Origin of the sequence: Streptomyces cyaneofuscatus (assembly GCF_000718135.1) — a bacterium.
Taxonomy (GTDB): Bacteria; Actinomycetota; Actinomycetes; order Streptomycetales; family Streptomycetaceae; genus Streptomyces; species Streptomyces cyaneofuscatus.
In genome coordinates this window covers 314,521-339,675 of record NZ_JOEM01000002.1, presented here as the reverse complement: position 1 = coordinate 339,675, position 25,155 = coordinate 314,521, and the positions used below count along the sequence as shown (strand labels likewise).

The 25,155-nt window shown below is 71.6% G+C and carries 18 protein-coding genes and 1 pseudogene; 7 read left to right on the top strand and 12 right to left on the bottom strand.

The genetic code is table 11. From position 1 onward, the window contains the following. Positions 1-2 precede the first annotated feature (2 nt). From IF17_RS0105365 to IF17_RS0105350, 4 genes and pseudogenes are all read left to right on the top strand, one after another. Positions 3-293: pseudogene (locus IF17_RS0105365) on the top strand (citrate/2-methylcitrate synthase); the annotation flags it as partial. Between the two features lie 84 nt (positions 294-377). Then, the gene (gene lplAB / locus IF17_RS0105360) at positions 378-1,442 is read left to right on the top strand and encodes a lipoate-protein ligase LplAB (protein WP_030562668.1); all 1,065 of its coding nucleotides are present in this window, start codon (positions 378-380) and stop codon (positions 1,440-1,442) included. Between the two features lie 33 nt (positions 1,443-1,475). Beyond that, positions 1,476-2,345, top strand: coding sequence for an oxygenase MpaB family protein (locus tag IF17_RS0105355; RefSeq protein ID WP_030562666.1), 870 nt, complete (start codon positions 1,476-1,478; stop codon positions 2,343-2,345). A 79-nt stretch (positions 2,346-2,424) separates the two neighbouring features. Then, positions 2,425-4,101 carry an FAD-dependent monooxygenase gene (locus tag IF17_RS0105350; RefSeq protein WP_051883889.1) on the top strand — a complete coding sequence of 559 codons (1,677 nt, stop codon included), beginning with the start codon at positions 2,425-2,427 and terminating at the stop codon, positions 4,099-4,101. Positions 4,102-4,159: 58 nt separating this feature from the next. On the opposite strand, the gene IF17_RS0105345 is transcribed toward IF17_RS0105350, so the two are convergent. The 5 genes from IF17_RS0105345 to IF17_RS0105325 all read right to left on the bottom strand — a co-directional run bounded on the left by IF17_RS0105345 (position 4,160) and on the right by IF17_RS0105325 (position 11,048). After that, on the bottom strand, positions 4,160-4,810 hold the full coding sequence (locus tag IF17_RS0105345) for a fasciclin domain-containing protein (RefSeq protein ID WP_030562662.1): 651 nt from the start codon (positions 4,808-4,810) through the stop codon (positions 4,160-4,162). 72 nt (positions 4,811-4,882) lie between these two features. Then, complete coding sequence (locus IF17_RS0105340; protein ID WP_030562660.1) at positions 4,883-6,475, bottom strand: sulfite oxidase; 1,593 nt, start codon at positions 6,473-6,475, stop codon at positions 4,883-4,885. A 173-nt stretch (positions 6,476-6,648) separates the two neighbouring features. Further along, a complete protein-coding gene (locus IF17_RS0105335; protein WP_030562658.1) occupies positions 6,649-8,871 on the bottom strand; it encodes an NADP-dependent isocitrate dehydrogenase in 2,223 nt (740 codons plus the stop codon). A gap of 129 nt (positions 8,872-9,000) precedes the next feature. After that, positions 9,001-10,482: an amidase gene (locus IF17_RS0105330; RefSeq protein WP_030562656.1), complete on the bottom strand. Its 1,482-nt coding sequence runs from the start codon at positions 10,480-10,482 to the stop codon at positions 9,001-9,003. Positions 10,483-10,655: 173 nt separating this feature from the next. Beyond that, positions 10,656-11,048, bottom strand: a complete 393-nt coding sequence (locus tag IF17_RS0105325) for a hypothetical protein (RefSeq protein ID WP_030562654.1) — start codon at positions 11,046-11,048, stop codon at positions 10,656-10,658. Positions 11,049-11,274: 226 nt separating this feature from the next. Here IF17_RS0105325 and IF17_RS0105320 point away from each other — a divergent pair, with 226 nt between their 5' ends. After that, positions 11,275-12,036 carry a hypothetical protein gene (locus tag IF17_RS0105320; RefSeq protein WP_030562652.1) on the top strand — a complete coding sequence of 254 codons (762 nt, stop codon included), beginning with the start codon at positions 11,275-11,277 and terminating at the stop codon, positions 12,034-12,036. 26 nt (positions 12,037-12,062) lie between these two features. Here the strand turns inward: IF17_RS0105320 and IF17_RS0105315 are convergent, their stop codons facing one another. Beyond that, a complete protein-coding gene (locus tag IF17_RS0105315; protein ID WP_244890413.1) occupies positions 12,063-14,291 on the bottom strand; it encodes an RICIN domain-containing protein in 2,229 nt (742 codons plus the stop codon). A 292-nt stretch (positions 14,292-14,583) separates the two neighbouring features. Here IF17_RS0105315 and IF17_RS0105310 point away from each other — a divergent pair, with 292 nt between their 5' ends. Then, positions 14,584-15,891 carry a ThuA domain-containing protein gene (locus tag IF17_RS0105310; protein WP_030562648.1) on the top strand — a complete coding sequence of 436 codons (1,308 nt, stop codon included), beginning with the start codon at positions 14,584-14,586 and terminating at the stop codon, positions 15,889-15,891. 79 nt (positions 15,892-15,970) lie between these two features. On the opposite strand, the gene IF17_RS0105305 is transcribed toward IF17_RS0105310, so the two are convergent. The 5 genes from IF17_RS0105305 to IF17_RS0105285 all read right to left on the bottom strand — a co-directional run bounded on the left by IF17_RS0105305 (position 15,971) and on the right by IF17_RS0105285 (position 22,212). Further along, entirely contained in the window at positions 15,971-17,530 is a 1,560-nt protein-coding gene (locus tag IF17_RS0105305; protein ID WP_030562646.1) for an NCS1 family nucleobase:cation symporter-1, read from the bottom strand. Between the two features lie 74 nt (positions 17,531-17,604). After that, a complete protein-coding gene (locus IF17_RS0105300; protein WP_030562644.1) occupies positions 17,605-18,606 on the bottom strand; it encodes a TIGR03842 family LLM class F420-dependent oxidoreductase in 1,002 nt (333 codons plus the stop codon). 10 nt (positions 18,607-18,616) lie between these two features. Next, a complete protein-coding gene (gene hydA, locus IF17_RS0105295) occupies positions 18,617-20,017 on the bottom strand; it encodes a dihydropyrimidinase (protein WP_030562642.1) in 1,401 nt (466 codons plus the stop codon). A 72-nt stretch (positions 20,018-20,089) separates the two neighbouring features. Beyond that, the gene (locus tag IF17_RS0105290; protein WP_030562640.1) at positions 20,090-21,373 is read right to left on the bottom strand and encodes an aspartate aminotransferase family protein; all 1,284 of its coding nucleotides are present in this window, start codon (positions 21,371-21,373) and stop codon (positions 20,090-20,092) included. Then, the gene (locus tag IF17_RS0105285; protein ID WP_030562638.1) at positions 21,370-22,212 is read right to left on the bottom strand and encodes a nitrilase-related carbon-nitrogen hydrolase; all 843 of its coding nucleotides are present in this window, start codon (positions 22,210-22,212) and stop codon (positions 21,370-21,372) included. Before IF17_RS0105285 ends, IF17_RS0105290 begins: the two co-directional genes overlap by 4 nt. A gap of 320 nt (positions 22,213-22,532) precedes the next feature. On the opposite strand from IF17_RS0105285, the gene IF17_RS0105280 reads away from it, so the two are divergent. Next, entirely contained in the window at positions 22,533-23,576 is a 1,044-nt protein-coding gene (locus IF17_RS0105280) for an aldo/keto reductase (protein ID WP_030562636.1), read from the top strand. Between the two features lie 34 nt (positions 23,577-23,610). Here the strand turns inward: IF17_RS0105280 and IF17_RS0105275 are convergent, their stop codons facing one another. Beyond that, positions 23,611-25,011: a hypothetical protein gene (locus tag IF17_RS0105275; RefSeq protein ID WP_030562634.1), complete on the bottom strand. Its 1,401-nt coding sequence runs from the start codon at positions 25,009-25,011 to the stop codon at positions 23,611-23,613. Positions 25,012-25,155 lie beyond the last annotated feature (144 nt).

The window sequence follows — 25,155 nt, the reverse complement described above, 5'->3', positions numbered from 1 at the left end:
GGGCGCGCGCGGGCGACCCGGACGTGACCCGGCTGGCGACCCTGCACGCCGCGCTCCGCCACGCCATGATCAGCCGCAAGGGCATCCACCCGAACCTGGACTACCCGGCCGGGCCCGCCTACCACCTGATGGGGTTCGACATCGCGGCCTTCACCCCGATCTTCGTGATGAGCCGGATCACCGGATGGACCGCGCACATCAGCGAGCAGCTGGAATACAACGCGCTGATCCGCCCGCTCGGCGTCTACAACGGGCCCGACCAGCGAGCAGTGCCTCCACAGAGCGGGGGATGATCGACGCCCCCGCGCGCGTTATAGCCGGATGTGTCCGGCTCATCACCGAGCCGGGCCGAGGCAACTGGAGCTGGAGGCGGCGCTGTGCACGGTGAGTACAAGGTTCCCGGCGGCAAGCTGGTCGTGGTGGACCTGGATGTGGACGGCGGGGCGCTGCGGAACGTCCGCGTGGCCGGGGACTTCTTCCTCGAACCCGACGAGGCGATCCTCGCGATCGACGCGGCGCTGGAGGGCGCCCCGGCCAACACGGACACGGCGGGTCTCGCGGCCCGGATCGAGGCGGCGCTGCCCGACTCCACGGTGATGCTCGGACTGAGCGGGGAGGGCGTCGCCATCGCCGTACGCCGGGCGCTGGCGCAGGCCGCGGAGTGGAGCGACTACGACTGGCAGCTGATCCATGACGCGCCGCAGTCGCCCGCCCTGCACATGGCGCTGGACGAGGTCATCACCGCCGAGGTCGCGGCGGGGGTGCGGCCGCCGACGCTGCGGGTCTGGGAGTGGGACTCCCCCGCCGTGATCATCGGCAGCTTCCAGTCGCTGCGCAACGAGGTGGACCCGGCGGGCGTGGAGCGGCACGGCGTGAACGTCGTGCGCCGGATCTCCGGCGGGGGCGCGATGTTCGCGGAGCCCAGCTCGACCATCACGTACTCGCTGGCCGTCCCGCAGGCGCTGGTCTCCGGGCTCTCCTTCGCCGACAGCTACGCCTATCTGGACGACTGGGTCCTCGAAGCCCTGGCGGACATGGGCATCAAGGCCTGGTACCAGCCGCTCAACGACATCGCCACCGAGGTCGGCAAGATCGCGGGCGCGGCGCAGAAGCGGGTGGTCGGGCCGGACGGCGGGCCGGGGGCCGTGCTGCACCACGTGACGATGGCGTACGACATCGACGCCGACAAGATGCTGGAGGTGCTCCGCATCGGCAAGGAGAAGATGTCGGACAAGGGCACCCGGTCGGCGAAGAAGCGCGTCGACCCGCTGCGCCGGCAGACCGGGCTGCCGCGCCAGGTCGTGATCGAGCACATGATCGAGTCGTTCCGCAAGCGCCACGGCCTCACGGACGGCAGCGTGACGGCGGCGGAACTGGCGCGCGCCGAGGAGCTCGTACGGACGAAGTTCGCGACGGAGGAGTGGACGGCCCGGGTGCCGTAGGGCCTCCTCCACGGGCCCCGCATACTGGGAGGCATGGACAGAGCGCAGCCAGACTCCGGGGTACGGGAACGGCTCGGCCGGGCCCTGTTCTCCCGGGTCGCGGGGCCTTCCGGCCCGGAGAACCGGGCCCGTATCCACAACACCCCCGGCCCCCGCTGGTTCGGCCCGGACCGGCCGGTGCGCCGGGTGCACGGGGACGCGTCCATGTTCATCGGCGGGCTGCGCGCCCTGCTCCTCCAGTCGCTGCACCCCCTCGCCATGGCCGCCGTCGCGGGCCACTCCGGGTTCAAGGGCGATCCATGGGGGCGGCTCCAGCGGACCAGCACGTTCCTGGCGGTCACCACGTTCGGCACGGCCGATCACGCCCAGGAGGCGGTCGACCGCGTACGGTCCGTGCACGAGCGGGTACGCGGGACCGCGCCCTCCGGGGAGCCGTACCACGCGGCCGACCCGCACCTGCTGTGCTGGGTGCACATCGCCGAGGTGGACAGCTTCCTCCGCGCCCACCAGCGGTACGGGGCAAGGCCGTTGGACGGTGCCGGGTGCGACGGGTACATCCACGACATGGCGACGGTGGCGCACGCGCTCGGGGTCCCCGACCCGCCGCACGACCGGGCGGAGCTGGCCGAGCGGATCGCCGCCTACCGTCCGGAGCTGCGCGCCACCCAGGAGGCTCTGGACGCGGCCCGCTTCATCCTTCTGCACCCGCCGCTGCCCTGGGCGGCCCGTCCCCCGTACGCCGTACTCGCCGCCAACGCCGTGGCCGCGCTCCCGCCGTGGGCCCGGGAGCCGCTGGGGCTGCCCCGGGTGCCGGGGGTCGAGGAGGTCTGCGTACGCCCTGCCGGGAAGGCCCTGACCCGGACCATCCGGTGGGCGATGACCCCGCCGCCTCCGCCCGCCTGACCCTCCGGGTGCCGAGGTCGGCCGGCGGCAGGACGATGGAGGGGACCGTACGCAGGGGGGCCCACGGCGGGAGGCCCCGATGGCACGCAGCGCATCGACGGGACGCAGCGCATCGACGGCACGCGGCGCATCGACCGACGTACTCATCGCGGGCGCCGGCCCGGTCGGGCTGACGCTCGCCGCCGAGCTGCGGCGCTCGGGCGTCTCCTGCCGGATCGTGGACCGCCTGCCCGCCCGGCTGCCGTACGCCAAGGCGGTGGGGATTCAGCCGCGCACCCTGGAGCTCTTCGACCGGATGGGCCTGGTGCGGGACGTACTGGACGCGGCGGTCCCGATGCGCGGACAGCTGACGTACGTGAACGGGGCCGAGCAGGGCCGGATCGAGCTCGCCCTCCCGCCCGAGGTGCCGTACGGCTTCGCCGCGCTGCCGCAGTACGAGACCGAACGCGTCCTGGAGGAGTTCCTCGGGCGGTTCGGCACCCGGATCGAGCGCTCGACGGAGCTGGTGGCGTTCGCCCAGGACCCCGTGGGGGTGACCAGCCGGCTGAGGTCGTCGTCCGGCGGCGAGGAGGAAGAGGAGGAGGTCCGGTCCCGGTTCCTGGTGGGGTGCGACGGGGCGCACAGCGTGGTCCGCAAGGCGCTCGGGCTCACCTTCGAGGGCGGTGCTTTCCCCGAGGAGTACATGCTGGCCGATGTGGAGGTGGGGTGGGGGCTGCCGCCCGGGTACGGGGTGCGGTCCATGCACCGCGCCGAGGACGGCACCATCGATGACCTGCTGGTCTGCATCCCACTGCCGGGCGAGGGCCGCTACCGGATGTCGATGCTGGTGCCACCGGAGCTGTCGGCGGACCGCCCGGCCTCCGGGGACGGCGTCGCGCACGGCCTCGAAGGCGGTACGACTCCCGCCCTCGCCGACATCCAGAAGGTCCTGGACCGGCTGGCGCCGGAGCCGGTCACCGCGTCCGCGCTGCGCTGGTCCTCGGTGTTCCGGATCAGCCACCGGCTGGTGGACCGGTACGGGGAGGGCCGGGTGTTCGTCGCCGGGGACGCGGCGCACATCCATCCGCCGACCGGGGCCCAGGGCATGAACACCGGGGTCCAGGACGCCTGCAACCTGGCGTGGAAGCTGGCCCTGGCCGTCGAGGGCGCGGCGGACCCGGGCCTGCTGCCGAGTTACGACGCCGAGCGGCACCCGGTGGGCGAGGAGGTGGTGGGCCGGACGGTGCGCCATGCCGCCGAGGGTGTGCAGGCCGATCCGACGGACCTGGAGACGCTGTTGCTCCGCGAGGCCCAACTGCTGGTCGGCTACCGGGAGAGCCCGATCGTGTCGCCGCTGCCCCCGGGGGACGAGGCCGTACTCCGGCCCGGCGACCGGGCCCCGGACTGCGGGGGCCTCACCGGGGACATCGCCGCGTATCCGGTGCGCCTGTTCGACCTGCTGCGCGGGCGCGGCCACGTCCTGCTGGTGTACGGGCACCACCCGGCCGGTGACACGCCCGGCGATCTCGCGGCAGCGGCACGGGAGTTGACCGGAGGCCGGATGGAGACGTGCCGGATCATGCCGGCCGACGCGCCGCCGGACGAGGCTACGGGGGTTCCTCATCACCACGACAGCCGGGGCGAGTTCGCGCGGCAGTACAGGGTGGAGGAGGGCGCGGCGTTCGTCGTGCGTCCGGACGGCTACCTCGGCGCCTGCCTCCGGCCGCCCACGGTCGGGCAGTTGAAGGAGGCGCTGGGGAGGGTCTTCGCCTGGTGAAGGCAGGAGTCCCGCTGCGGGAGTGGCGGCCGCCCTCCCGCAGCGGAGCTGTCCTCTGCTACTTCGGCATCAGCACCGTGTCGATGATGTAGACGGTGGCGTTGGCGGTCGGCACGTTGCCGCAGACCACGCTGGCGCTGTCGTTGACCTTGTACGACTCACCGGAGCCCGACGTGGTCAGCGTGCTCTTCTGGAGGGTGTCGAAGGTGCCGCTCTCCAGCTGCTGCGGGGTGAGCTTCTGGCCCACGACGTGGTAGGTGAGGATCTCGGTGAGCTTGGCCTTGTCGTTGAGGACCGCGTCCAGGTCCGCCTTCGGGATCTTGGCGAAGGCGTCGTTGGTCGGGGCGAACACCGTGATGTTCTCGGCGTTGTTGAGGGTGTCGACCAGGCCGGCCTTCTGCACGGCGGCGACCAGCGTGGAGAGCGCCGGGTTGTTGGACGCGGCGGTGGCGACCGGGTCCTTGGCCATGCCGTCGAAGCTGCCCGCGCCGTCCTTCGGGACGCCGGCACAGGCCGGGCCGAACGGCTTGTCCGTCATGGCGTCGTCGTCACCGGCAGCCGGCTTGGACTCCTCGGGGGTGGAGCCCGCGGCGGAGGAGCTGTCGGAAGCCTTGTCCGAGCCGGAGTCGGAGCAGGCGGTCAGCGTGAGGGGGAGCATCACGGCGGCGGCGACGGCGACGGCTGCACGGCGGTGGCGAAGGGCGTTCATGGAATTCTCCTGGTTCGTACGTAAGGGGAAAGGGGATGAAGTGCTGCTGTAGACAGGCCTGCTGACGAGAAATCAGTCCACGGTGACCACCACCGAGTGCCAGCCGCTCGCACCGTCCGGGACGGTCTTGGTGCGCTTCTCGGTCTGGACCTCGCCCGTGCCGTCGGTGGCGCGGACGGTGAGGGTGTGGCCGCCGGGGGTGGCCTTCCAGGGGTAGGACCACTGGCGCCAGGTGTCGACGGTGTCCTGCTCGGCCAGCTGGGCCGGGCGCCACGGGCCGTCGTCGACGCGGATCTCGACCTTCTCGATCCCGCGGTGCTGGGCCCAGGCCACTCCGGCGACCATGACCGTGCCGGCCTCGGGGCGCCCGAAGGGCTTGGGGGTATCGATCCGGGACTGGGTCTTGATAGGGGCCTTGCGGGCCCACTTGCGCTTCACCCAGTACGCGTCGTAGTCGTCGAACGTGGTGAGCTCGATGTCCTCGATCCACTTGCAGGCCGAGACGTACCCGTACAGGCCGGGGACGAGCATGCGGACGGGGAACCCGTGGACGAAGGGGAGCGGTTCGCCGTTCATGCCGACGGCGAGCATCGCGTCCCGGCCGTCCATGACGTCCTCGACGGGGGTGCCGAGCGTCATGCCGTCCACGGAGCGGGCGATGATCTGGTCCGCCTTTCCGCCCCGCGACGGCGGCTTGACGCCCGCCTCCTTGAGCAGGTCGGCCAGGCGTACGCCGATCCACCGGGCGTGGCCGATGTAGGGGCCGCCGACCTCGTTGGAGACGCAGCAGAGGGTGATCTCGCGCTCGATCAGTGGCCGGTCCAGCAGGTCCTGGTAGGTGAACTCCAGGTCCCGGCGTACGCCCTTGCCGTGGATGCGCAGCCGCCAGGAGTCGGCGTCGACCTTGGGGACCACCAAGGCGGTGTCCACCCGGTAGAACTTGCTGTTGGGGGTGGTGAACGGGGGGAGGCCAGGCACCCGCAACTGCGCTCCGGCCGGGATGGGCTTCGCGGGCGAGGCCGGGGCGGGGAGCCGTGCCGCCTCACGGGAGGCGACGGCGTCCTGGGCGCTGCGGCCGTTGAGTGTCCGGCCGACCGCTCCCGCCACGGTGGAGGCGGCGGCCGCGGCGGTGGCGGCGATGAGGAAGCCCCGCCGGTCCCAGCCGCCCTCGCTCTCCTGCTCCTCCTCCCCCGGGACCCGGCGCGGCCGGGTGAGCCTGCCGATGAGGACGTACAGGAGGACTGCCCCGGCCACCGCTCCCACCAGCGACGGGAGCCCGTCGACGATTCCGGTGGAGTCGGGGCGACTGACGGCCGATGCGGCGCCGACCACGCCGAAGGCCAGGACGGCGGCGGAGCCCGTACGACGGTGGCGCAGCGCCAACAGGCCGACGGCGAGGGCGAAGAGGGCGAGCGTGACGACGATGCCGAGTTGCAGGACGAGCTTGTCGTTCTCGCCGAAGTTCCGGATGGCGAAGTCCTTCACCCCGGCGGGCGTACGGTCGATGGCCGCCCCGCCGACCGCTGTCACGGGGCTCGCCTCGGGCCTGACGGCGGCCGAGACGAGTTCGGCGACGGTCAGTGCGGCGAATCCCGCCAGCAGCCCGCTCAGGGCTGCGAGCGTTCCGCGGGTCAGGGCTGTCCGGGTGATCCTCACGGTCGTCATTCGGAGCCGTGGGGCGGGCGGATTGGTCGATCACCCGATCACGTGAAACTCAGGGGTTCGCCTGCGGCGGCTGGACGGACCGGCGTAAGGGCGGAACGCGAACCGCCCCGACAGGCACAGGGCCTACCGGGGCGGAGCGGAGTGAGGGCGGACGCGGCCGCCCTCACCTCATGTCAGGCGAGGGACGCGATCGCCTTGTTGAACGTGGCGGACGGGCGCATGATCGCCTCGGCCTTGGCCGGGTCGGGCTGGTAGTAGCCGCCGATCTCGGCCGGGGAGCCCTGCACCGCGACCAGTTCGGCGACGATGGTCTCCTCCTGCTCGGCCAGCGTCTTGGCGAGCGCCGCGAACGCCTCGGCGAGCTTGGCGTCGTCGGTCTGCTGCGCCAGCTCCTGGGCCCAGTAGAGGGCCAGGTAGAAGTGGCTGCCGCGGTTGTCGATACCGCCGAGGCGGCGGCTCGGGGACTTGTCCTCGTTGAGGAACGTGCCGGTCGCCCGGTCCAGGGTGTCGGCGAGGACCTGGGCCCGCGCGTTGTCCGTGGTGGTGGCCAGGTGCTCGAAGCTGACCGCGAGGGCCAGGAACTCGCCCAGGCTGTCCCAGCGGAGGTAGTTCTCCTTGACGAGCTGCTGGACGTGCTTGGGGGCCGAGCCGCCGGCGCCGGTCTCGAAGAGGCCGCCGCCGTTCATCAGCGGGACGACGGAGAGCATCTTCGCGCTGGTGCCGAGCTCCAGGATCGGGAAGAGGTCGGTCAGGTAGTCACGGAGCACGTTGCCGGTGACGGAGATGGTGTCCTCGCCGCGGCGGATGCGCTCCAGGGAGAAGGCGGTGGCCTCCTCCGGGGACTTGATGGAGATGTCCAGGCCGTCCGTGTCGTGGTCGGCGAGGTACGTCGTCACCTTGGCGATCAGGTTGGCGTCGTGCGCGCGGGTCTCGTCCAGCCAGAACACGGCCGGGTTGCCGGTGGCGCGGGCGCGGGTGACGGCGAGCTTGACCCAGTCCTGGATCGGCGCGTCCTTGGTCTGGCACATCCGGAAGATGTCACCGGCACCGACGGCCTGCTCCAGCACGGCGTTGCCGTCGGCGTCGACGACGCGCACGGTGCCGGTGGCGGGGATCTCGAAGGTCTTGTCGTGGCTGCCGTACTCCTCGGCCTTCTGCGCCATCAGACCGACGTTGGGCACCGAGCCCATGGTGGCGGGGTCGAAGGCGCCGTTGGCGCGGCAGTCGTCGATGACGACCTGGTAGACACCGGCGTAGCTGCTGTCCGGGAGGACGGCGATGGTGTCGGCCTCGTTGCCGTCCGGGCCCCACATGTGGCCCGAGGTGCGGATCATGGCCGGCATGGAGGCGTCGACGATGACGTCGCTGGGGACGTGCAGGTTGGTGATGCCCTTGTCGGAGTCGACCATCGCGAGGGCGGGGCCCTCGGCGAGCTCGGCCTCGAAGGACGCCTGGATCTCGGCGCCGACGCCCGGCAGCGAGTCGAGGCCCTTGAGGATGCCGCCCAGGCCGTCGTTCGGGGTGAGGCCGGCGGCGGTGAGCTGCTCGCCGTACTTCGCAAAGGTGTTCGGGAAGAAGGCGCGGACCGCGTGGCCGAAGATGATCGGGTCGGAGACCTTCATCATGGTGGCCTTGAGGTGCACGGAGAACAGCACGCCCTCCGCCTTGGCGCGGGCGACCTGCGCGGTGAAGAACTCGCGCAGCGCGGCGACGCGCATGACGGCCGCGTCGACGACCTCGCCCTTGAGTACGGGTACGGACTCGCGCAGCACGGTGGTGGTGCCGTCGTCGCCGTGCAGCTCGATCCGGAGCGAGCCGTCCTCGGCGATGACCGCGGACTTCTCGGTGGAACGGAAGTCGTCGACGCCCATGGTGGCGACGTTCGTCTTCGAGTCGGCGCTCCAGGCGCCCATGCGGTGCGGGTGGGCCTTGGCGTAGTTCTTGACGGACGCGGGGGCGCGGCGGTCGGAGTTGCCCTCGCGCAGCACCGGGTTCACGGCGCTGCCCTTGACCTTGTCGTACCGGGCGCGGACGTCCTTGTCGGCGTCGGTCTGCGGGTCGTCCGGGTAGTCCGGGAGCGCGTAGCCCTGCTCCTGCAGCTCGGCGATCGCGGCCTTGAGCTGCGGGATCGACGCCGAGATGTTCGGCAGCTTGATGATGTTCGCGCCGGGGGTCCTGGCCAGCTCGCCCAGCTCGGCGAGTGCGTCATCGATACGCTGCTCGGCCTTGAGGTGCTCCGGGAAACTGGCGATGATCCGGCCCGCGAGGGAGATGTCACGGCGCTCGACCGTGACGCCTGCGGTCGAGGCGTAGGCCTCGACCACGGGCAGGAACGAGTAGGTCGCCAGGGCAGGGGCCTCGTCGGTGTGCGTATAGATGATGGTCGAGTCAGTCACCGGGTGCTCCGCTCCACGTCTGCAACATTGCTTGACATCAAGATATCTCGTCACCGCCCGTGGCTCCACAAGGCCCCCGCACGGCTTCACAGTCCGTACGGGGGCCGGTGAGCGCTACCTCACTCCGCGTTACGAGATCGGCGGCCGGTGCTCGTACCAGCGCAGGTCGTCCTCCAGCTGGGCGGCCAGGGCGATCAGCCGCTCCTCGCTGCGGGAGGGGCCGAGCAGCTGGGCGCCGACGGGGAGGCCGGAGCGGGTGAAGCCGGCCGGGACGTTGATGCCGGGCCAGCCGAGGACGTTCCACGGCCAGGCGTAGGGGCAGGCGGCGGCCATGGTGACGTCGGTGCGCCAGGCGCTGAGGTCGTCGAAGGTGCCGATACGGGGCGGGGGCGCCGCGGTCGTCGGGGTGAGGAGGACGTCGTACGCGTCGAAGAGGGCGCCGATCCGGCGGTGCTGGCGTACCTCGCGGGCGCGGGCCGCCCGCACCACCCGGCCGCCGAGCCGCGTCCCGGTCCGCAGGGCGCTGCGGGTGCGGGGGTCGAGGAGGGCCGGTTCGGGGTGGCGGGCGGCGAATTCGGCGATGCCGGCGGTGGCGCGGGGCACGAAGGTGAGGCCGATCAGCCCGTACCGGGGGCGGGCCTCCTCGACGTGGTGGCCGAGGCGGGCCAGGGTCTCGGCGAGCGCGGCGACGGCCCGGCGTACCTCGGGGTCGGGTCCGGCGCCGGTGAGGGTGAGCGGGGGCCGCCAGGCGAGGGCGATGCGGAGGCGGCCCGGGTCCCGGCGGGCGGCGTCGGAGGCGCGGACGGCGGGCGGGCGGTGGAAGTCGTCGGGGTGGGCACCGGCCGCCGCGTCCAGCAGGAGCGCCGCGTCGGCCACCGTACGGGCGAGAGGGCCGTTGACGGTGAGGCCCTGGAAGGCGTCGTGGTGCGGGTGGACCGAGACGCGGCCGCGCTGGGGCTTGATGCCGACGAGGTGGGTCCAGGCGGCGGGGATGCGGACGGAGCCGGCGCCGTCCGAGCCGAGGGCGGCGGGGACGAGCCCGGCCGCGACGGCGGCGGCCGATCCGCCGGAGGAGCCGCCGGGGGTGTGGGCGGTGTTCCAGGGGTTGCGGGTGGCGCCGAAGGCGGGGCCCTCGGTGAACGGCCACTGGCCCAGTTCGCAGGAGTTGGTCTTGCCGACGATGACGGCCCCGGCGGCACGCAGCCGGCGGACCGCCTCGCTGTCGGTGGTGGCCGGGGGCCGTTCGCCGTCGCAGCCGAAGTGGGTGGGCAGGCCCGCCACATCGGTGTCGTCCTTGACCGCGACCGGGACGCCGAGCAGCGGCAGCCGCTCCCCCGCAGCCAGACTGCGGTCGGCCTCGGCGGCCTCCGCGAGGGCGGCGTCGGCCCGCAGATGGCGGAAGGCGTTGAGGGTGGGCTGCGCGGCCTCGATCCGGGCGAGGGCGTCGGCGACGAGTGCGGTGGAGGTGGTGGTGGAGTCGGCCAGCCGGCGTGCGCTCTCCGCGAGGCCGGGCGCCGGGGCGGGGCGCTGGGCGTGCTCGGGGCGCTGGGCGTGGTCCGGGTGCGACCGTACGGCCGGGCCGGTCTGCTCGGTGGGCTCCGCTGAGGACATGGGCGTGCCGCCTCCCTCGTGGCCGCGGGGTCGGCCGGTCGTCCCGGCCACTACCCACACGTACTTACTGGAGGGTAACGAGAGGAGGCGGCACGCTCAACCGTTGCGGCCACTCCGGCCGGCCCCTCCGGCCGTCCCGGCTGCCACGGTGTCACGGGCCTACGGCCCCGGCGTCACGGGCGGACGTGGATCTCGCCGATGCCCGTGCCGATCTTCCCGCAGTGCGCGGTGGACTGGTCCGACTCGCCGGGCCGCACCGTGACGCGGTTGCCGTCGACGTCCGGTGCCCAGCCGCAGACCAGGTGGACCCAGAAGGTCTGCGTCTGGCTCCCGTTGTTGCGGCAGAGCGCGAAGCCCGTGTACTCGTCGATGGCGTGCTTGCCGGTGTGACAGGACAGGCCCGGCGGGATCGCGGTCGGCGCGGCGGCCGGCGTCGCGGTCGCCGAGGTGACCGGGATCGCCAGCGCGAGCGCCGTCGACACGACGGCGAGCGTCCGCAGGACGGACCGGGAGCGCGCCCCCGTGGCCGCGCCACCCTTGCTCCTCGTCCCCGTGAACAGGTTCATGGTTCTCCTTCGTGGAAGTGCCTGCGCGTACGTGACGCCCGTGGTGCGTCCGTACGGGATCCCGGGTGGGATCGCCGCAGCTCTGCCCACGCTCCGTGGCCGAAAACACCGCCGCACTTCACTCTCCGTACACGCGCCGGGCGGCGCCCCCGCTCCCGGCGTACGCTCGAATGTGCCGGTCACTCTGGTTCGCACGCCCTGACCGGGGCCTTTTCGAGGAGGCGACGTGAGCGGACACCGTTGGGCCGCACGGGCGGCAGCGGGCGCGGCGGCCGTCGCTCTCACCGTGACGGGTGGTGCGGTCGCGCAGGCTGACGACGACATCGCCTCGCTCACCGCCGAGCAGATCGCGGACCGCTCACGCGACGCCCTGCTCGGGGTCTCGTCGCTGCATCTGAGCGCCCGGGGCGATCTCGACGGGAGCGGCGACCGGATGAGCGTCGACCTGACGCTCGACCGTGAGGGCAACTGCGCGGGCGGCGTCGACATGGGCGAGGACGGCTCCGTGGAGATCGTGAAGCGCGCCGACGATGTCTGGCTGAAGCCGGACAAGGCGTTCTGGGAGACCCATGTCCCGATCGGCGGCTCCACCTTCGACGCGATCCTCGACGGCCGCTTCATGAAGGCGAAGGCCGACGACCCCCGGCTGCTGACGGTGACCGAGGTGTGCGATCTCGACACCTTCCGCGAGCTGATCACGGACAACCCCGGCGCCACCGAGCGCGGCACGCTGACGAAGGGCCGGGAGACCGAGGTGAACGGCGCGCCCGTCATCCCGGTGACCCGCACCCAGGGGACCGAGCGGCTGACGGTGGACGTCGCCACCGAGGGCGAACCGTACCCGGTGCGGATCACCGTGCGGGGGGCGGACGAGGAGGGGACCGTGAGCTTCTCGGGCTTCGACCGTCCGGTGCCCGCCGAGACCCCGTCGGCGTCCGACACGGTGGATGTGACGGCTCTGCTGGGCCGCAGCGTCAAACCGACCTGAGCGGCGGCCCAGCAGAGCGGTGGAGCCTAGGGGTAGGCCACCAAGTTGGCCACGTTCGTACTGGAGTTGGACGGTCCTCCCGAGTTGTTGATGACGCGGTTGATGGTTCCCGTACCGCCGAGCGAGACGGTCACCATGTTGTGGAAGCGGACGCCCGGGGCGTTCGGCGCCTCGAAGGCGCGCTCGGCCACCACGGACGGATTGGCGTTGAAGAAGCAGTAGCTGCCCAGGCCCCACGCCTCGTGGCGGGTGACGGACGGGGAGACCTTGTACGCGTCGTAGCCGCGGGTCGAACCGTTCATCCAGGCCGCCTGGTTGGGCGGGTCGTAGGGCATCTCGTTCTGGAAGAAGTACGTGCGGCCGCCGTTGCCGTTCCAGATGACCTGGTGCTGCTGGTAGTGCTCGACGAACAGCCCGTACATCGTCACGTCGGTGCCGTTGACGACCAGGCCCGTGGCGGCGGTGTTGGTGTTCCAGCCGATGCCGGTGCCGTGGTCGCCGCGCCAGAGCCACAGGTGGTCGCCGATGACGTCGGAGCTGTTGACGACGAGGCTCTGGGTGGCCTTGCCGACGGCGGCGCCGCCGATGCGGAAGAAGACGTCGTGGAGTGAAGTCGGGTTGGCGGTGTGCCGGGCACTGGCTCCGGCCTGGCCGACCTGCATGAGCGTCGGGGAGTTGACGGTGCCCGCGTCGATCAGGATTCCGGCGATCTTGACGCCGTCGACGTCGGCGACGTTGAGGGCGGTGATGCCGTTCTCGGGGATGACGGTGGCGAGTCCCAGGCCGAGGACGACGGTGTCGGCGCGGGTGACGTTGATGGTCTGGTTGAGGCGGTAGACGCCCGGGGTGAAGAGCAGGTTCTTGCCCTCCGCCAGCGCGGCGTTGATCTGGGACGCGGTGGCGCCGGGCTTCACGATGAAGAACTGGCTGATGGGCAAGGACTGTCCGGCGGGGGTGCCCGAACCCCAGGTGGTTCCTTGGGTGTTGGTCCGCAGGGCCGGTACGAAGACCTGGTAGGCGCCGGCCCCGTCCACGTACAGGAAGGGCTTCTCACGGCTCACGGGCGTCTGGGCGACCGTGGTGTGGGGCGGGTTGGGGAAGCTGTTGGCGGGGGCGTTGACGTCGCCGACGAAGACCATGTTCCAGTTGGATCCGGTCCAGCTGTTCCAGTGGCTGTTGCGGGAGAGCCACTGCTGCTGGGTGCCGGAGCGGACCTGTCCGTCGATCTTGGAGTCGGCCATGAACCCGCCGCTGGACCAGCCGCCGTCGTCGAGCTGGAGGTTGCCTCGTACATGCATACGGCGGTACGGGGCGGCCTGCGAGACAGCCCAACGGTCGGTTCCTGAGGGCGGATTGACCGAGAGGTTCTCGGCGGACCGCCAGAAGTTGTGGGTGGCGTTGCCCTGGAACCAGTCGGCCTCCACATGGACGCCGCCGTTGATGGTGACGTCGTCGGGCGAGAGGCCGAGCCCGGCGACCTGGGTGTAGAAGCCGACGTTGGCGTCGACGTCGTAGCGGCCGGGCTTGAAGAGCAGGGCCTGGCGCTGGGAGCCGAACTGGTTGGTCTCCTGCTGGGCGAAGACCTGGTTGAGCTTGTTCTGGATGGTCGCCCTCGGTGTGGAGGGGTCGAAGACGGAGACGTTGGGGCCGAGGTCGGGGGTGCCGGGCGGGTTCGGTACGCCGGTCGGGCCGACCCGGAAGGACTGCGCGGCCGAGCCGTTGCAGGTGTACTGCTGGACGCGGGCGCTGTCGGCGGTGGAGGCGGCCGGGATGTCGAGGCACTTGCCGCTGTTGCGGTTCACGAAGTGGAAGGCCCCGCCGGGCTCTTCGACGGGCAGCCACTGCTGGTTGAATCCGCCGGAGTACGACCAGAGCTGTACGGGCGCGGCGTCGGCCGTGGACACGTTGGTCACGTCCCAGCTCTTCGCCGCGTCATTGCGGTTGTCGACCCGGACGTACCCTCCGCCGACGGACCGGAACTGCCACTGCTGGGCGTTGCTGCCGTTGCACGTGTACTGCTGGACCACCGTGCCGTCGGCGGTTCCGGCGGCCGCCGCGTCCACGCACTTGCCACTGTGGGCGGCGGTCACGGTGGTCCAGCCCGTGGGGAGTTCGGCGGCCTGGGCGGCGGGGGCCGTGGCGACGGCAGTGAGCAGGGAGCCCACCAGACCGCCGAGGGCCAGCAGCGGGACGGCGAGGCGCCGGGGTCTGTGTCCGTCGCGGCGCGGTCCGCGGTGCGCGAAGGGGCCGGGCATTCTCATATGTGTCTCCGGGGGCGGGGGGTGGGCTTACTTCAGGCCGTGAAGTTAGGCCCGTTCCGTGGACACGTCAAGACTGCGCGTACGGAAGGTGAATCCGGGCCGGCCAGGGGCGTCCTGCGTCAACTCCCTTGCACCTCAAGCCTTTAGAGCTAGCCACAGGCCGCACGGGCACCACCCCGACCTCGCACCGGAACTGGTCCGGACCAAAGCCTTGACACCTTGTTCCGTTCACTTCTTAATCACATGGGAGAACGTCCGCCACATGGACGAACAAAGGATCACACCCATGCCTCAGGCCCCCCACGGCCGCCCGCGCGCCGGCCTGTCCCTGCTCGCGCTGCTGGCCCTGCTCCTCACGCTCCTCACCTCACCGGCCGGAGCGGCTCCTCCTCAAGCTCCCGCATCGGCACCGGCGTTCAAGGTCATCGCGTTCTACAACGGCACCTGGGACGCGGCCCACATCAGTTTCGTGAAGGAAGCCAACGAGTGGTTCCCAAGGGCGGGCGCCGAGCACGGCTTCACGTACACCTCCACCAACAACTGGAACCTGCTGACCGACAGCGCGGCCCTGACCCAGTACCAGGTGGTCCTCTTCCTGGACGACGCCCCGCAGTCCGCCGCCCAACGCAGCGGCTTCGAGGCGTACATGAGGGGCGGCGGGGCCTGGATGGGCTTCCATGTGGCCGCGTTCACGACCAGCGCCCAGAACTGGCCCTGGTACCACAACCAGTTCCTGGGCAGCGGGAACTTCGCCACCAACACCTGGGGCCCCACCACCGCGACCCTGCACACCGACCACCGCACCCACCCGTCGACGGGCCACCTTCCGGGTACGTTCACCTCGTCGGTGAGCGAGTGGTACAGCTGGAGCCGCAACCTGCGGACCAACCCGGACATCGATGTGCTGGTCTCGGTGGACCCGGTGAGCTTTCCCCTGGGCACCGACCCCAACCAGAGCTGGTACAGCGGTGATTACCCCATCGTGTGGACGAACAAGAACTACCGCATGCTGTACGCCAACTTCGGCCACAACGCGATGAACTACGCCACGAACACCCCGTTGTCGTCCACCTTCGCCTCCGCCACCCAGAACACCTTCCTGCTCGACGGCCTCACCTGGCTCGGCACCGGCTCGACCGGCAACCCCGGCCCCGACGACCCGATCCCGCCGACCGCCTGGTACAGCCTGACGAACGCCGCCAACGGCCGCTGCGCCGACACCCGTGCGGCCGCCACGGCCAACGGGACGGTGGTCCAGCAGTACGCGTGCAACGGCACCACGGCCCAGCAGTTCCGGTTCCAGCCGACCGACGGCGGCTTCACCCGCATCGCCGCCCGCAACGACCCCGCGAAGGCGGTGGACGTGACGGGGGTGTCGACGGCCGACAACGCCCCGCTCCAGCTCTGGATGTACAGCGGGGGCGCCAACCAGCAGTGGAAGCCGGTCCGGGAGGCGTCGGGGCGCTACCACTTCACGGCCCGGCACAGCGGCAAGTGCCTGAGCCTGCCCGCCGGCGGCGGCGCCCCGTCCACCGCGCTCGTGCAGCGCACGTGCGACGGCTCCACGGCTCAGTCCTTCGCTCTCGCCGGCTAGCGGAGCACCCGCCGCAGGCCCGGCCGATGGCTTCCCGAAAGGAGCGGCCACCGACCGGGCCTGACGGGCCGTCACTCGCTCACTCCCCGGCCCGACGCTCCCGCCCGGTCAGCGCCACGTACAGCAGCAGCGAAGAGGCGAGCCCGACCGCCCAGCCGTAGTCGGCGAGCGGCTTGAGGAACGGAATCAGCCCGTCGGCCGGGAAGGGCCCCTTCCCGGGAGCCGAGTGGGAGCCGCCCACCGCCAGGACACCGCCCACCGCGAAGGCCGCAACCGCCCGCCAGTTCCAGCCGCCCCGGTACCAGTAGCGGCCGCCGGGCCGGTAGAGGTCGGCCAGGTCCAGGACCGTGCGGCGGACGATCCAGTAGTCGGCGATCAGGATGCCCGCCACCGTACCGAGCAGCCCGCCGACCAGCCCCAGCCAGGTGAAGATGTACAGCTCGGGCGTCTCCGTGAGCTTCCACGGCATGATGACGACCCCGACCACGCCCGTGATCAGCGCCCCGCCCTTGAAGCTGATGAACCTCGGCGCGAGGTTGGCCAGGTCGTACGCCGGTGAGACCACGTTCGCCGCGATGTTCACGGAGATCGTCGCGATCAGCACGGTGACCAGGCCGAAGAGGAGCCCGAAGACGTTGTCCGTGCGGGCGACGAGCTGGACCGGGTCCCAGATGGCGACCCCGTACACCGCCTGGGAGCCGGAGGTGACGAAGACCGACAGCAGGGCGAAGAACGTCATCGTGGTCGGCAGACCGAGCGACTGGCCCCAGATCTGGGCACGTTGGCCCGCGCCAAAGCGGGTGAAGTCGGGGATGTTGAGGGAGAGCGTCGCCCAGAAGGCGATCATGCCCATCAGCGACGGGAAGAATACCGGCCAGAAGTCGGCGCCCCAGCCGAGCGCGGACGGCTGGTCCAGCAGCGGGCCGAAGCCACCCGCCTTCGCCGCGACCCACACCAGCAGCGCGACGGCCCCGACCAGGACGAAGGGCGCCGCCCAGTTCTCGAACCGGCGCAGGGCGTCCATCCCCCGGTAGATGATGGCCAGTTCGAGCGCCCAGAAGAACGTAAAGCAGAGCCAGAGCGTCCACGGCTGCCCGCCGATCTCCCCGGCGTTCGCCCAGCCCCCGAAGACCTTGCCGAGCAGGGTGAAGATCCCGACGCCGCCGATCCAGGTCTGGATGCCGAACCAGGCACAGGCGACGGCGGCCCGGATCAGAGCGGGCAGGTTGGCGCCGCGCAGGCCGAAGGAGGCGCGGGCCAGGACCGGGAAAGGGATGCCGTACTTGGGTCCGGCGTGCCCGGTGAGCAGCATCGGGGCCAGCACGATCACATTGGCGAGCGCGATGGTGAACACGGCCTGTTTCCAGTCCATGCCGAGCGCCACCAGACCGGAGGCGAGCAGCCAGGACGGGATGTTGTGGGCCATCCCGATCCACAGGGCCGCGAAGTTGTACGTCGTCCAGGTGCGCCGCTCCACGGGGACGGGCAGCAGGTCGTCGTTGGCGAAGCGGGCGTCGTCGGGGGCGTATCCGTGGGCGAGTTCGACGCGGTCGGACGCGGCGGTGGCGGCCTCGCCAGGTATCGCGTCGTGCGGGGACGGGGGTGGCGTGGGTGGGGTGGGCGGGACGGTGGCGGTCATGGCGGCTGAGCCCTTCGCTCGGGAGCGGTGCCGTGCGGGGCGGTGCGGGCGGGGCTCCTGAAGAGGTGTGGTCCTCAGGCGTTCAGCGCGGGGATGATCGTGGAACCGTACGCGTCGATGGTCGCCTCGCGGGCGTCGTGCATGTTGTAGACGGCGAACTGGTCGACGCCCATGTCCCGTAGCGCCCGGAGCTTCTCGATATGCGCCTCGGCCGGCCCCAGCAGACAGAACCGGTCGACGATCTCGTCCGGGACGAAGGCGGTGTCCGGGTTGCCGGTGCGCCCGTGGTGGCTGTAGTCGTAACCGGAGCGGCCCGCGATGTACGCGGTCAGCTCGTCCGGCACCATCCCCGAGTGTTCGCCGTAGCGGGCGACCAGGTCGGCGACGTGGTTGCCGACCATCCCGCCGAACCAGCGGCACTGCTCGCGGGCGTGGTCGAGGTCGTCGCCGACATAGGCGGGGGCGGCGACGCAGATGGTGACGGAGTCCGGGTCCCGGCCGGCGTCGGACGCCGCGTCCCGTACCGCCTTGATCATCCACTCGCTGAGGAACGGGTCGGCGAGCTGGAGGATGAAGCCGTCCGCCTTCTGGCCGGCCAGGGCGAGGGCCTTGGGCCCGTACGCCGCCATCCAGACCGGCAGCCGCCCGTCCTTCACCCACGGGATCTGCACCGGCTGCCCGTCGACCGTGGCCTCCCGGCCCTCGGCGAGGTCCCGGATGACGTCGATGGCCTCCCCCAGCCGGGCCAGCGTGTTGGGCTTGCGGCCCGCGACCCGCATCGCGGAGTCGCCGCGCCCGATCCCGCAGACCGTGCGGTTGCCGTACATGTCGTTGAGGGTGGCGAAGGTGGAGGCGGTGACCTCCCAGGTGCGGGTGCCGGGGTTGGTGACCATCGGGCCGACGGTCATCCGGTCGGTGTGCTCCAGGATGCGGCTGTAGATGACGAACGGCTCCTGCCAGAGCACCGCCGAGTCGAAGGTCCAGCCGTACCGGAAGCCGTTCCGCTCGGCGCGGCGCATCAGGCCGACGACGGCGGAGGCGGGCGGGTCGGTCTGGAGGACGAGTCCGAAGTCCATGCGGGATCTCCTAGTCGAGGTACTGACTGGTGGCACGCGGGGTGTACATGCCGTGTCCGGCGCGGCCGGTGAACTTCCGTCCGTCGATGACGAGTTCGCCGCGGGAGAGCACGGTCTCGACCTGGCCGGTGATCCGTTTGCCCTCGTACGCCGAGTAGTCGACGTTCATGTGGTGCGTCTCGGCGGAGAGGGTCTGCTCGGCGTGCGGGTCGTAGATGACGATGTCCGCGTCGGCGCCCGGGGCGATGGTGCCCTTCTTCGGGTAGAGGCCGAACATCCGGGCCGGGGAGGCGCAGGCGATCTCGATCCAGCGGCGGCGGGTGATGTGCCCGTCCACGACGGCCTGGTGCAGCAGGTCCATCCGGTGCTCGACGCCCGGCATACCGTTGGGGATCTTGGAGAAGTCGCCGCGGCCCATCTCCTTCTGGCCGGAGAAGCAGAAGGGGCAGTGGTCGGTGGAGACGACCTGGAGCTCGTTGTTCCGCAGGCCCCGCCACAGCGTCTCCTGGTGTTCCTTGGGTCGCAGCGGGGTGGAGCAGACGTACTTCGCGCCCTCGAAGTCGGGCTCGGCGAGGTTGTCCGTGGAGAGGAACAGGTACTGCGGACAGGTCTCGCCGAACACCGGAAGCCCCTTGTGGCGGGCGGCGGCGATCTCCTCCACGGCCTCGTCGGCGGAGACGTGGACGACGTAGAGAGGCGATCCCGCGACCCGGGCGAGCTGGATGGCGCGGTGGGTGGCCTCGGCCTCCAGGGCGACCTTGCGGACGTCTCCGTGGTAGCGGGGGTCGGTGCGGCCGGCGGCGAGCGCCTGCTCGACCAGGACGTCGATGGCGATGCCGTTCTCGGCGTGCATCATGATCAACCCGCCGTTGCCGGAGGCCTGTTGCATGGCCCGAAGGATCTGGCCGTCGTCGGAGTAGAAGACGCCCGGATACGCCATGAACAGCTTGAAGGACGTGACGCCTTCGGCGACCAGGCGGTCCATCTCCTTGAGCGAGGACGGGTTCACGTCGGCGAGGATCATGTGGAAGGCGTAGTCGACGGCGCAGTTGCCGTCGGCCTTGGCGTACCAGGCGTCGAGCCCCTCGCGCAGGGACTTCCCCACGCTCTGGATCGCGAAGTCCACGATGGTGGTGGTCCCGCCCCAGGCGGCGGCGCGGGTGCCGGTCTCGAAGGTGTCGGCGGCGTACGTCCCGCCGAACGGCATCTCCATGTGGGTGTGGCCGTCGACGCCGCCCGGGATGACGTACTTCCCCGTGGCGTCGATGCTGCGGTCGGCGCTCCAGCTCTCCGCGGCGTCGGTGCCGTGTGCGGCGAGTGCGGCGATGCGCCCGCCCTCGACGAGGACGTCGGCGTGGATCTCGTCGGACGCGGTGATGACCAGACCACCGCGGATGACGGTACGGCTCATGGGTACCTCCTCGCTGGGGCGGTACGGGGGCCCTGCACACGGGCCCCCGCACGCTGTTCGGTCGTACGGTGTTCAGTCGGCCGCGCGCAGGGCGTCGGCGAGGACCGACGCACCCTCCTCCGCCTCGGCGACGGTCAGGGTCAGGGGCGGGGCGATCCGCAGCACGCTGGTGTTGTGGCCGCCGCCCTTGCCGATGAGCAGCCCGCCCGCGCGCGCCGCCTCCAGGACGGCCGCGGCGGCCTCCGGGTTCGCCTCGTCCGTGCCGGGCTTCACCAGCTCGATGCCGATCATCAGGCCCCGGCCGCGCACTTCGCGTACGGCGTCGGATGCGGCCGCGATCCCCCGCAGCCGCTCGATGAGGAGCCCGCCCACGCGCCGCGCGTTGCCCTGGAGGTCGTGTTCCAGGTGGTACGAGAGGTTGGCGAGGCCGGCCGCCATGGTGACGGGTGAACCGCCGAACGTGGAGATGGAGTTGGCGTCCAGGCAGTTCATCACCTCCGCGCGGGCGACGACCCCGCCGATGGACATGCCGTTGCCGATGCCCTTGGCGAAGGTGAGGATGTCCGGCGGGCCGTGCTCGGCGTGCGCCTGCCAGCCCCAGAAGTGCTCACCGGTACGGCCCCAGCCGGTCTGCACCTCGTCGGAGATCCACAGGATGCCGTGCCGGTCCAGGACTTGGCGGAACGCGGCGAACAGCCCGTCGGGCGGCGAGGTGAAGCCGCCGACGCCCTGGATGGGTTCCGCGATCAGCGCCGCGGCCTCCCGGGTGTGCCCGAGGAGGTCCTCCAGATCGGCGACGCACGCCCGGATGAACCGGTCGTCGCTCAAATCCGCGTACGGGCCACGGGATCGGACGCCCCCGTGGACGTACAACGTCTGGAGCGGGGAGAGGGTCGTGGGCGACCAGGCGTGGTTGCCGGTGATGGAAACGGCGGAGAAGGAGCGGCCGTGGTAGCTGTTGCGCATCGCGAGGATCTGGTTGGACCTGCGGTACGCGGTGGCGAGCAGCAGCGCGGTGTCGTTCGCCTCGGTGCCCGAGGTGGTGAAGAAGACCCGGGCGTCCGGGATGCCGGAGAGGGTGGCGATCCGCTCGGCCAGCTCCACCATGGGGCGGTTGAGGTAGAGCGTGGAGGAGTGGATGATCCGCCCGGCCTGCTCGGAGATCGCCTTGGTGACCTCGGGCAGGGCGTGGGCGGTCATGGTGGTGAGGATGCCGCCGAAGAAGTCGAGGTAGCGGTTGCCGTCGGCGTCCCAGACGTACCGGCCCTCGCCATGCGTGAGTTCGATGGGGTGGCGGTAGTAGAGGGCCAGCCACTCGGGGCTGACGGCGAGGTGGCGTTCGTACAGTCCGCTCACGGCTCCACCAGCCCGTCGTAGGCGTCGGGCCTGCGGTCCCGGTAGAAGGCCCACTGCTGGCGGACCTCGTCGATCAGGCCGAAGTCCAGGTCGCGGACGACGAGTTCCTCCTCCTTGTCGCTGGCCACCTCCCCGACGAACTGGCCGCGCGGATCGACGAAGTAGCTGGTGCCGTAGAAGTCGTTGTCGCCGTACTCCTCCTGGCCGACCCGGTTGATCGCGGCGACGAAGTACTCGTTGGCGACGGCGGACGCGGGCTGCTCCAGCTGCCAGAGGTAGCCGGAGAGGCCGCGCGAGGTGGCCGACGGGTTGTAGACCAACTGAGCTCCGCTGAGTCCGAGTTGACGCCACCCCTCGGGGAAGTGCCGGTCGTAGCAGATGTAGACGCCGACCTTGCCGACGGCGGTGTCGAAGACGGGCCAGCCGGCGTTCCCGGGCTTGAAGTAGTACTTCTCCCAGAACCCCTTGACCTGCGGGATGTGGTGCTTGCGGTACTTGCCGAGGTACGAGCCGTCGGCGTCGATCACGGCAGCGGTGTTGTAGTAGAAGCCGGACTGCTCGACCTCGAAGACCGGGACGACGATCACCATGCCGGTCTCGCGGGCGAGGTCCTGCATCCGGCGGACGGTCGGCCCGTCCGGGACCGGCTCGGCCCAGCGGTAGTGCTCGGGGTCCTGGACCTGGCAGAAGTAGGGGGCGTTGAACACCTCCTGGAAGCCGATGATCTTCGCCCCCTGCCGGGCGGCCTCGCGCGCATGGTCCTCATGCTTGGCGATCATGGATTCGGTGTCGCCGGTCCAGGTCGCCTGGACGAGTGCGGCGCGTACGACGTGGGACATGAGCTGCTCCTTCGACGCGGCGTCAGAGAGCCTCTACGCGTTTTCTACGCACGTAGATCGGTGCATGGATGGAGAACGTAAGCCCCTCCGTCCGGCGGGGCAAGACCATCGCCGTGAACCGGCTGAGTCGATCATGTTTCGCACCCGAGCGGTCCACAACAGTCACGGTACGCATCACTCCGCGCACGCGCGGCACGTCCGTGAAGAGCCGCGAGAGGTTGCCCTGAAGTGCGCTCCAGCTCATAGCCTTCTGGCGTCCCCGGGCTTCTCCGGGCACCTCCGGGCGTCACCCGGCATCGGTCGAACGAAAAGGATCCTTCATGCGCTGCACACTCTTCGGCAGGACCGGTCTGCGCGTCAGCGAGCTCGCGCTCGGCGCCATGACCCTGGGCCGGCACGAATCCGGCCACGCGGCCGTACGCGAGACCTCCGGACAGATCCTCGATGCCTACCTGAAGGCGGGCGGGAACTTCCTGGACACGGCGGACGTGTACGCGGGCGGCACCTCCGAGACGGTCCTGGGCGAGCTGCTGGGCGACCGCCGCGACGCGCTCGTCCTCGCCAGCAAGTACACCTGTGCGACCCGGCCGGGCGACGTCAACTCCGGGGGCAACCACCGCAAGAACCTGGTGCAGTCCGTGGAGGCGAGCCTGCGGCGGCTGCGCACGGACCGGCTGGATGTCCTCTGGGTGCACGCCCGGGACAACTTCACCCCGGTCGAGGAGGTCATGCGCGCCCTCGACGATCTGGTCCGGAGCGGCAAGGTGCTGTACGTGGGAGTGTCCGACTGGCCCGCCTGGGAGATCGCCCAGGCCAGTACGGTCGCCGAGCTCCGCGGCTGGACTCCGTTCACCGGTTCGCAGCTGCGCTACAGCCTGCTGGAGCGCACCCCGGAGCGTGAACTGCTCCCGCAGGCCCGCGCGTTCGACCAGGCCGTGTTCGCCTGGAGTCCGCTCGCCCGGGGCCGCCTGACCGGCCGCCAGGAGGAGGCCGCGGTGGGCGCGGCGGACGAGGCGGAGCTGCGCGCGCGGGAGACCGTGCGGGCCGTGGTGGAGATCGCCCGGGAGGGCGGCTGGAGCCCGGCCGCGGTGGCGCTCGCCTGGCTGCGCGGCCGCCCGGGCAACATCGTCCCGATCCTCGGCCCGTCCACCCCGGACCAGCTCACCGACGCCCTCGGCTGCCTGAACGTGGAGCTGGACGTGGACGCCGTGGACCGGCTGGACACGCTGAGCAGGGTCCCGCTGGGCTTCCCGCACGACTTCCTGCGGGATGAGGGGGTGCGCGAGGCGGTGTACGGGGACCGCTGGGCGGCCATCGAGGACCGGCGCTCGACCTATCGGCGGACGACCTCCGAGGTGCTCTGAGCCCTGACCGGCCGGGGAGGGCTCGGAAGCCGCTTCACACCCCCGGTACCCCCGCCACCCGCAGCGCGTGGATCAGGTCCCACTCCCGCTCCACCGACACCTCGCGGGCCGCCGCCAGCAGGTGCGGCAGGACGCGGTCCCCGCCGCCGCCCGCGAGTTCGGCCGCCTCCTGCGGCGTACGTACGCGGACGAAGGCGCCGAGCAGCGCCCGCGCCTCGCCCTCGCGGCCCGCGCCGTCCAGGGCGAGGACCGCCTCGGCGACCTCGGCGGCGGGCCTGGCCACCCCCTGCCGGAGCAGCAGCCCGCAGTCCTCGTCCCGGCCCGCCGCGGCCAGCGCCCCCGCCGCCGCGGCGAACCCGGCGGGCGGCAGCGAGGACGCCTCCCAGAGCAGGGTCGTCCAGTCGGCGGCCAGGCCGGCCCGGTACAGGGCGACCGCCAGCACCGGCAGCCGGGGCGCGGGCCAGGCCGCCACCTCGCAGAGCACGACATGGGCCTCGCCGCTGCGCCCCTCGGCCCGCAGCCGGACGAGCCGCCCGACGGCGGCGGCCACGGCCTCTCCGGCGCCCGGGTCCGGCAGAGCGGCGGGGCCGGGGGCCTCCTCCGCCGCCGCCTCCGCAGGCCCACCGCCGAACCGGGCGCCGCGCGGGGCGGAGCCGCCCTCCGACGGGGGTGCGGGCAGGGCGGGAACGGGCGAGGGGGCGTACGCGGTCGCCTCCTCGTCGTCCACGTCGAGACCGGCGAACCGGGCGCCGCGCGGCTTCTTGCGCCGGGGCGCGGGCTCAAGGGCGGGACCGGCGGCGGGTCTGCGGGACCGGGACCACCCCGGCGCTTCACCGCCGCCCGACGCAGGCGCGGACTCCGGCACAGGGTTCGGTACGGGCTCCGGCGCCACCTCCCGCTCCGGCGCGGGCCCCGGTACCCGCTCCGGGCCCGCCCCGGCGCGCGGGTGCGGAACCGTCACCGCCGCCAGCCGCTTGCGCAGCTCCGCGCACCGGGCCGAGGCGCGCCGGTGGTCGTCGTGGGCCCAGGCCACCGCCTCCGGGTCGGCCGGGTCCACACCGCCCGCCCCGGCCGTGCGCAGCCGCTCGGCCGCCCGGCCCTGCTCGCGGATCATCAACTCCAGCCGGTGGACGAGCTCCTGGCGTCCGCCGGGCCGCCGGTCGTGGGCGGCCGCTGAGGCGGAGTACAGCGCGGCGGCCCGTACCGAGACCTGCTCGGCGAAGTACGCGCCGTGGACCTCGGCCAGATCGGCGAGCAGGGACTCCACGACGTCCCAGGGCGGGATCTCCACCCCGTCGAGACAGGACCGCATGCCCTGCGGATCGCGCCGGGTGAAGACCCCGTACCACCCGCGTCCGGGGTCGAGCCGTGCCGTCATCTCCCGTAGGTATTGCGCGAACGTGCCTACATCCACCGCATGCTGATGCACCGTCATCGTCGCCCTCGCCGACCGTCGACTGGAGCCTTCCAGTCCGCAGGCATTCGACCGCAGGTGTGTTACGGGGCGGCTACGCGCAGCTTTCGTCCGCGCTGCGGCGGGTGCACAGGGGTTGGCGCCGCGCGCCCCCGTACGCGACCG

Bases quoted from the DNA above. Each gene is read 5' to 3' on its own strand.
- IF17_RS0105355 (WP_030562666.1), top strand. From the start codon at position 1,476: ATGGACAGAGCGCAGCCAGACTCCGGGGTACGGGAACGGCTCGGCCGG.
- IF17_RS0105350 (WP_051883889.1), top strand. From the start codon at position 2,425: ATGGCACGCAGCGCATCGACGGGACGCAGCGCATCGACGGCACGCGGC.
- IF17_RS0105345 (WP_030562662.1), bottom strand. From the start codon at position 4,810: ATGAACGCCCTTCGCCACCGCCGTGCAGCCGTCGCCGTCGCCGCCGCC.
- IF17_RS0105340 (WP_030562660.1), bottom strand. From the start codon at position 6,475: ATGACGACCGTGAGGATCACCCGGACAGCCCTGACCCGCGGAACGCTC.
- IF17_RS0105330 (WP_030562656.1), bottom strand. From the start codon at position 10,482: ATGTCCTCAGCGGAGCCCACCGAGCAGACCGGCCCGGCCGTACGGTCG.
- IF17_RS0105325 (WP_030562654.1), bottom strand. From the start codon at position 11,048: ATGAACCTGTTCACGGGGACGAGGAGCAAGGGTGGCGCGGCCACGGGG.
- IF17_RS0105315 (WP_244890413.1), bottom strand. From the start codon at position 14,291: ATGCCCGGCCCCTTCGCGCACCGCGGACCGCGCCGCGACGGACACAGA.
- IF17_RS0105310 (WP_030562648.1), top strand. From the start codon at position 14,584: ATGCCTCAGGCCCCCCACGGCCGCCCGCGCGCCGGCCTGTCCCTGCTC.
- IF17_RS0105305 (WP_030562646.1), bottom strand. From the start codon at position 17,530: ATGACCGCCACCGTCCCGCCCACCCCACCCACGCCACCCCCGTCCCCG.
- IF17_RS0105300 (WP_030562644.1), bottom strand. From the start codon at position 18,606: ATGGACTTCGGACTCGTCCTCCAGACCGACCCGCCCGCCTCCGCCGTC.
- hydA (WP_030562642.1), bottom strand. From the start codon at position 20,017: ATGAGCCGTACCGTCATCCGCGGTGGTCTGGTCATCACCGCGTCCGAC.
- IF17_RS0105285 (WP_030562638.1), bottom strand. From the start codon at position 22,212: ATGTCCCACGTCGTACGCGCCGCACTCGTCCAGGCGACCTGGACCGGC.
- IF17_RS0105280 (WP_030562636.1), top strand. From the start codon at position 22,533: ATGCGCTGCACACTCTTCGGCAGGACCGGTCTGCGCGTCAGCGAGCTC.
- IF17_RS0105275 (WP_030562634.1), bottom strand. From the start codon at position 25,011: ATGACGGTGCATCAGCATGCGGTGGATGTAGGCACGTTCGCGCAATAC.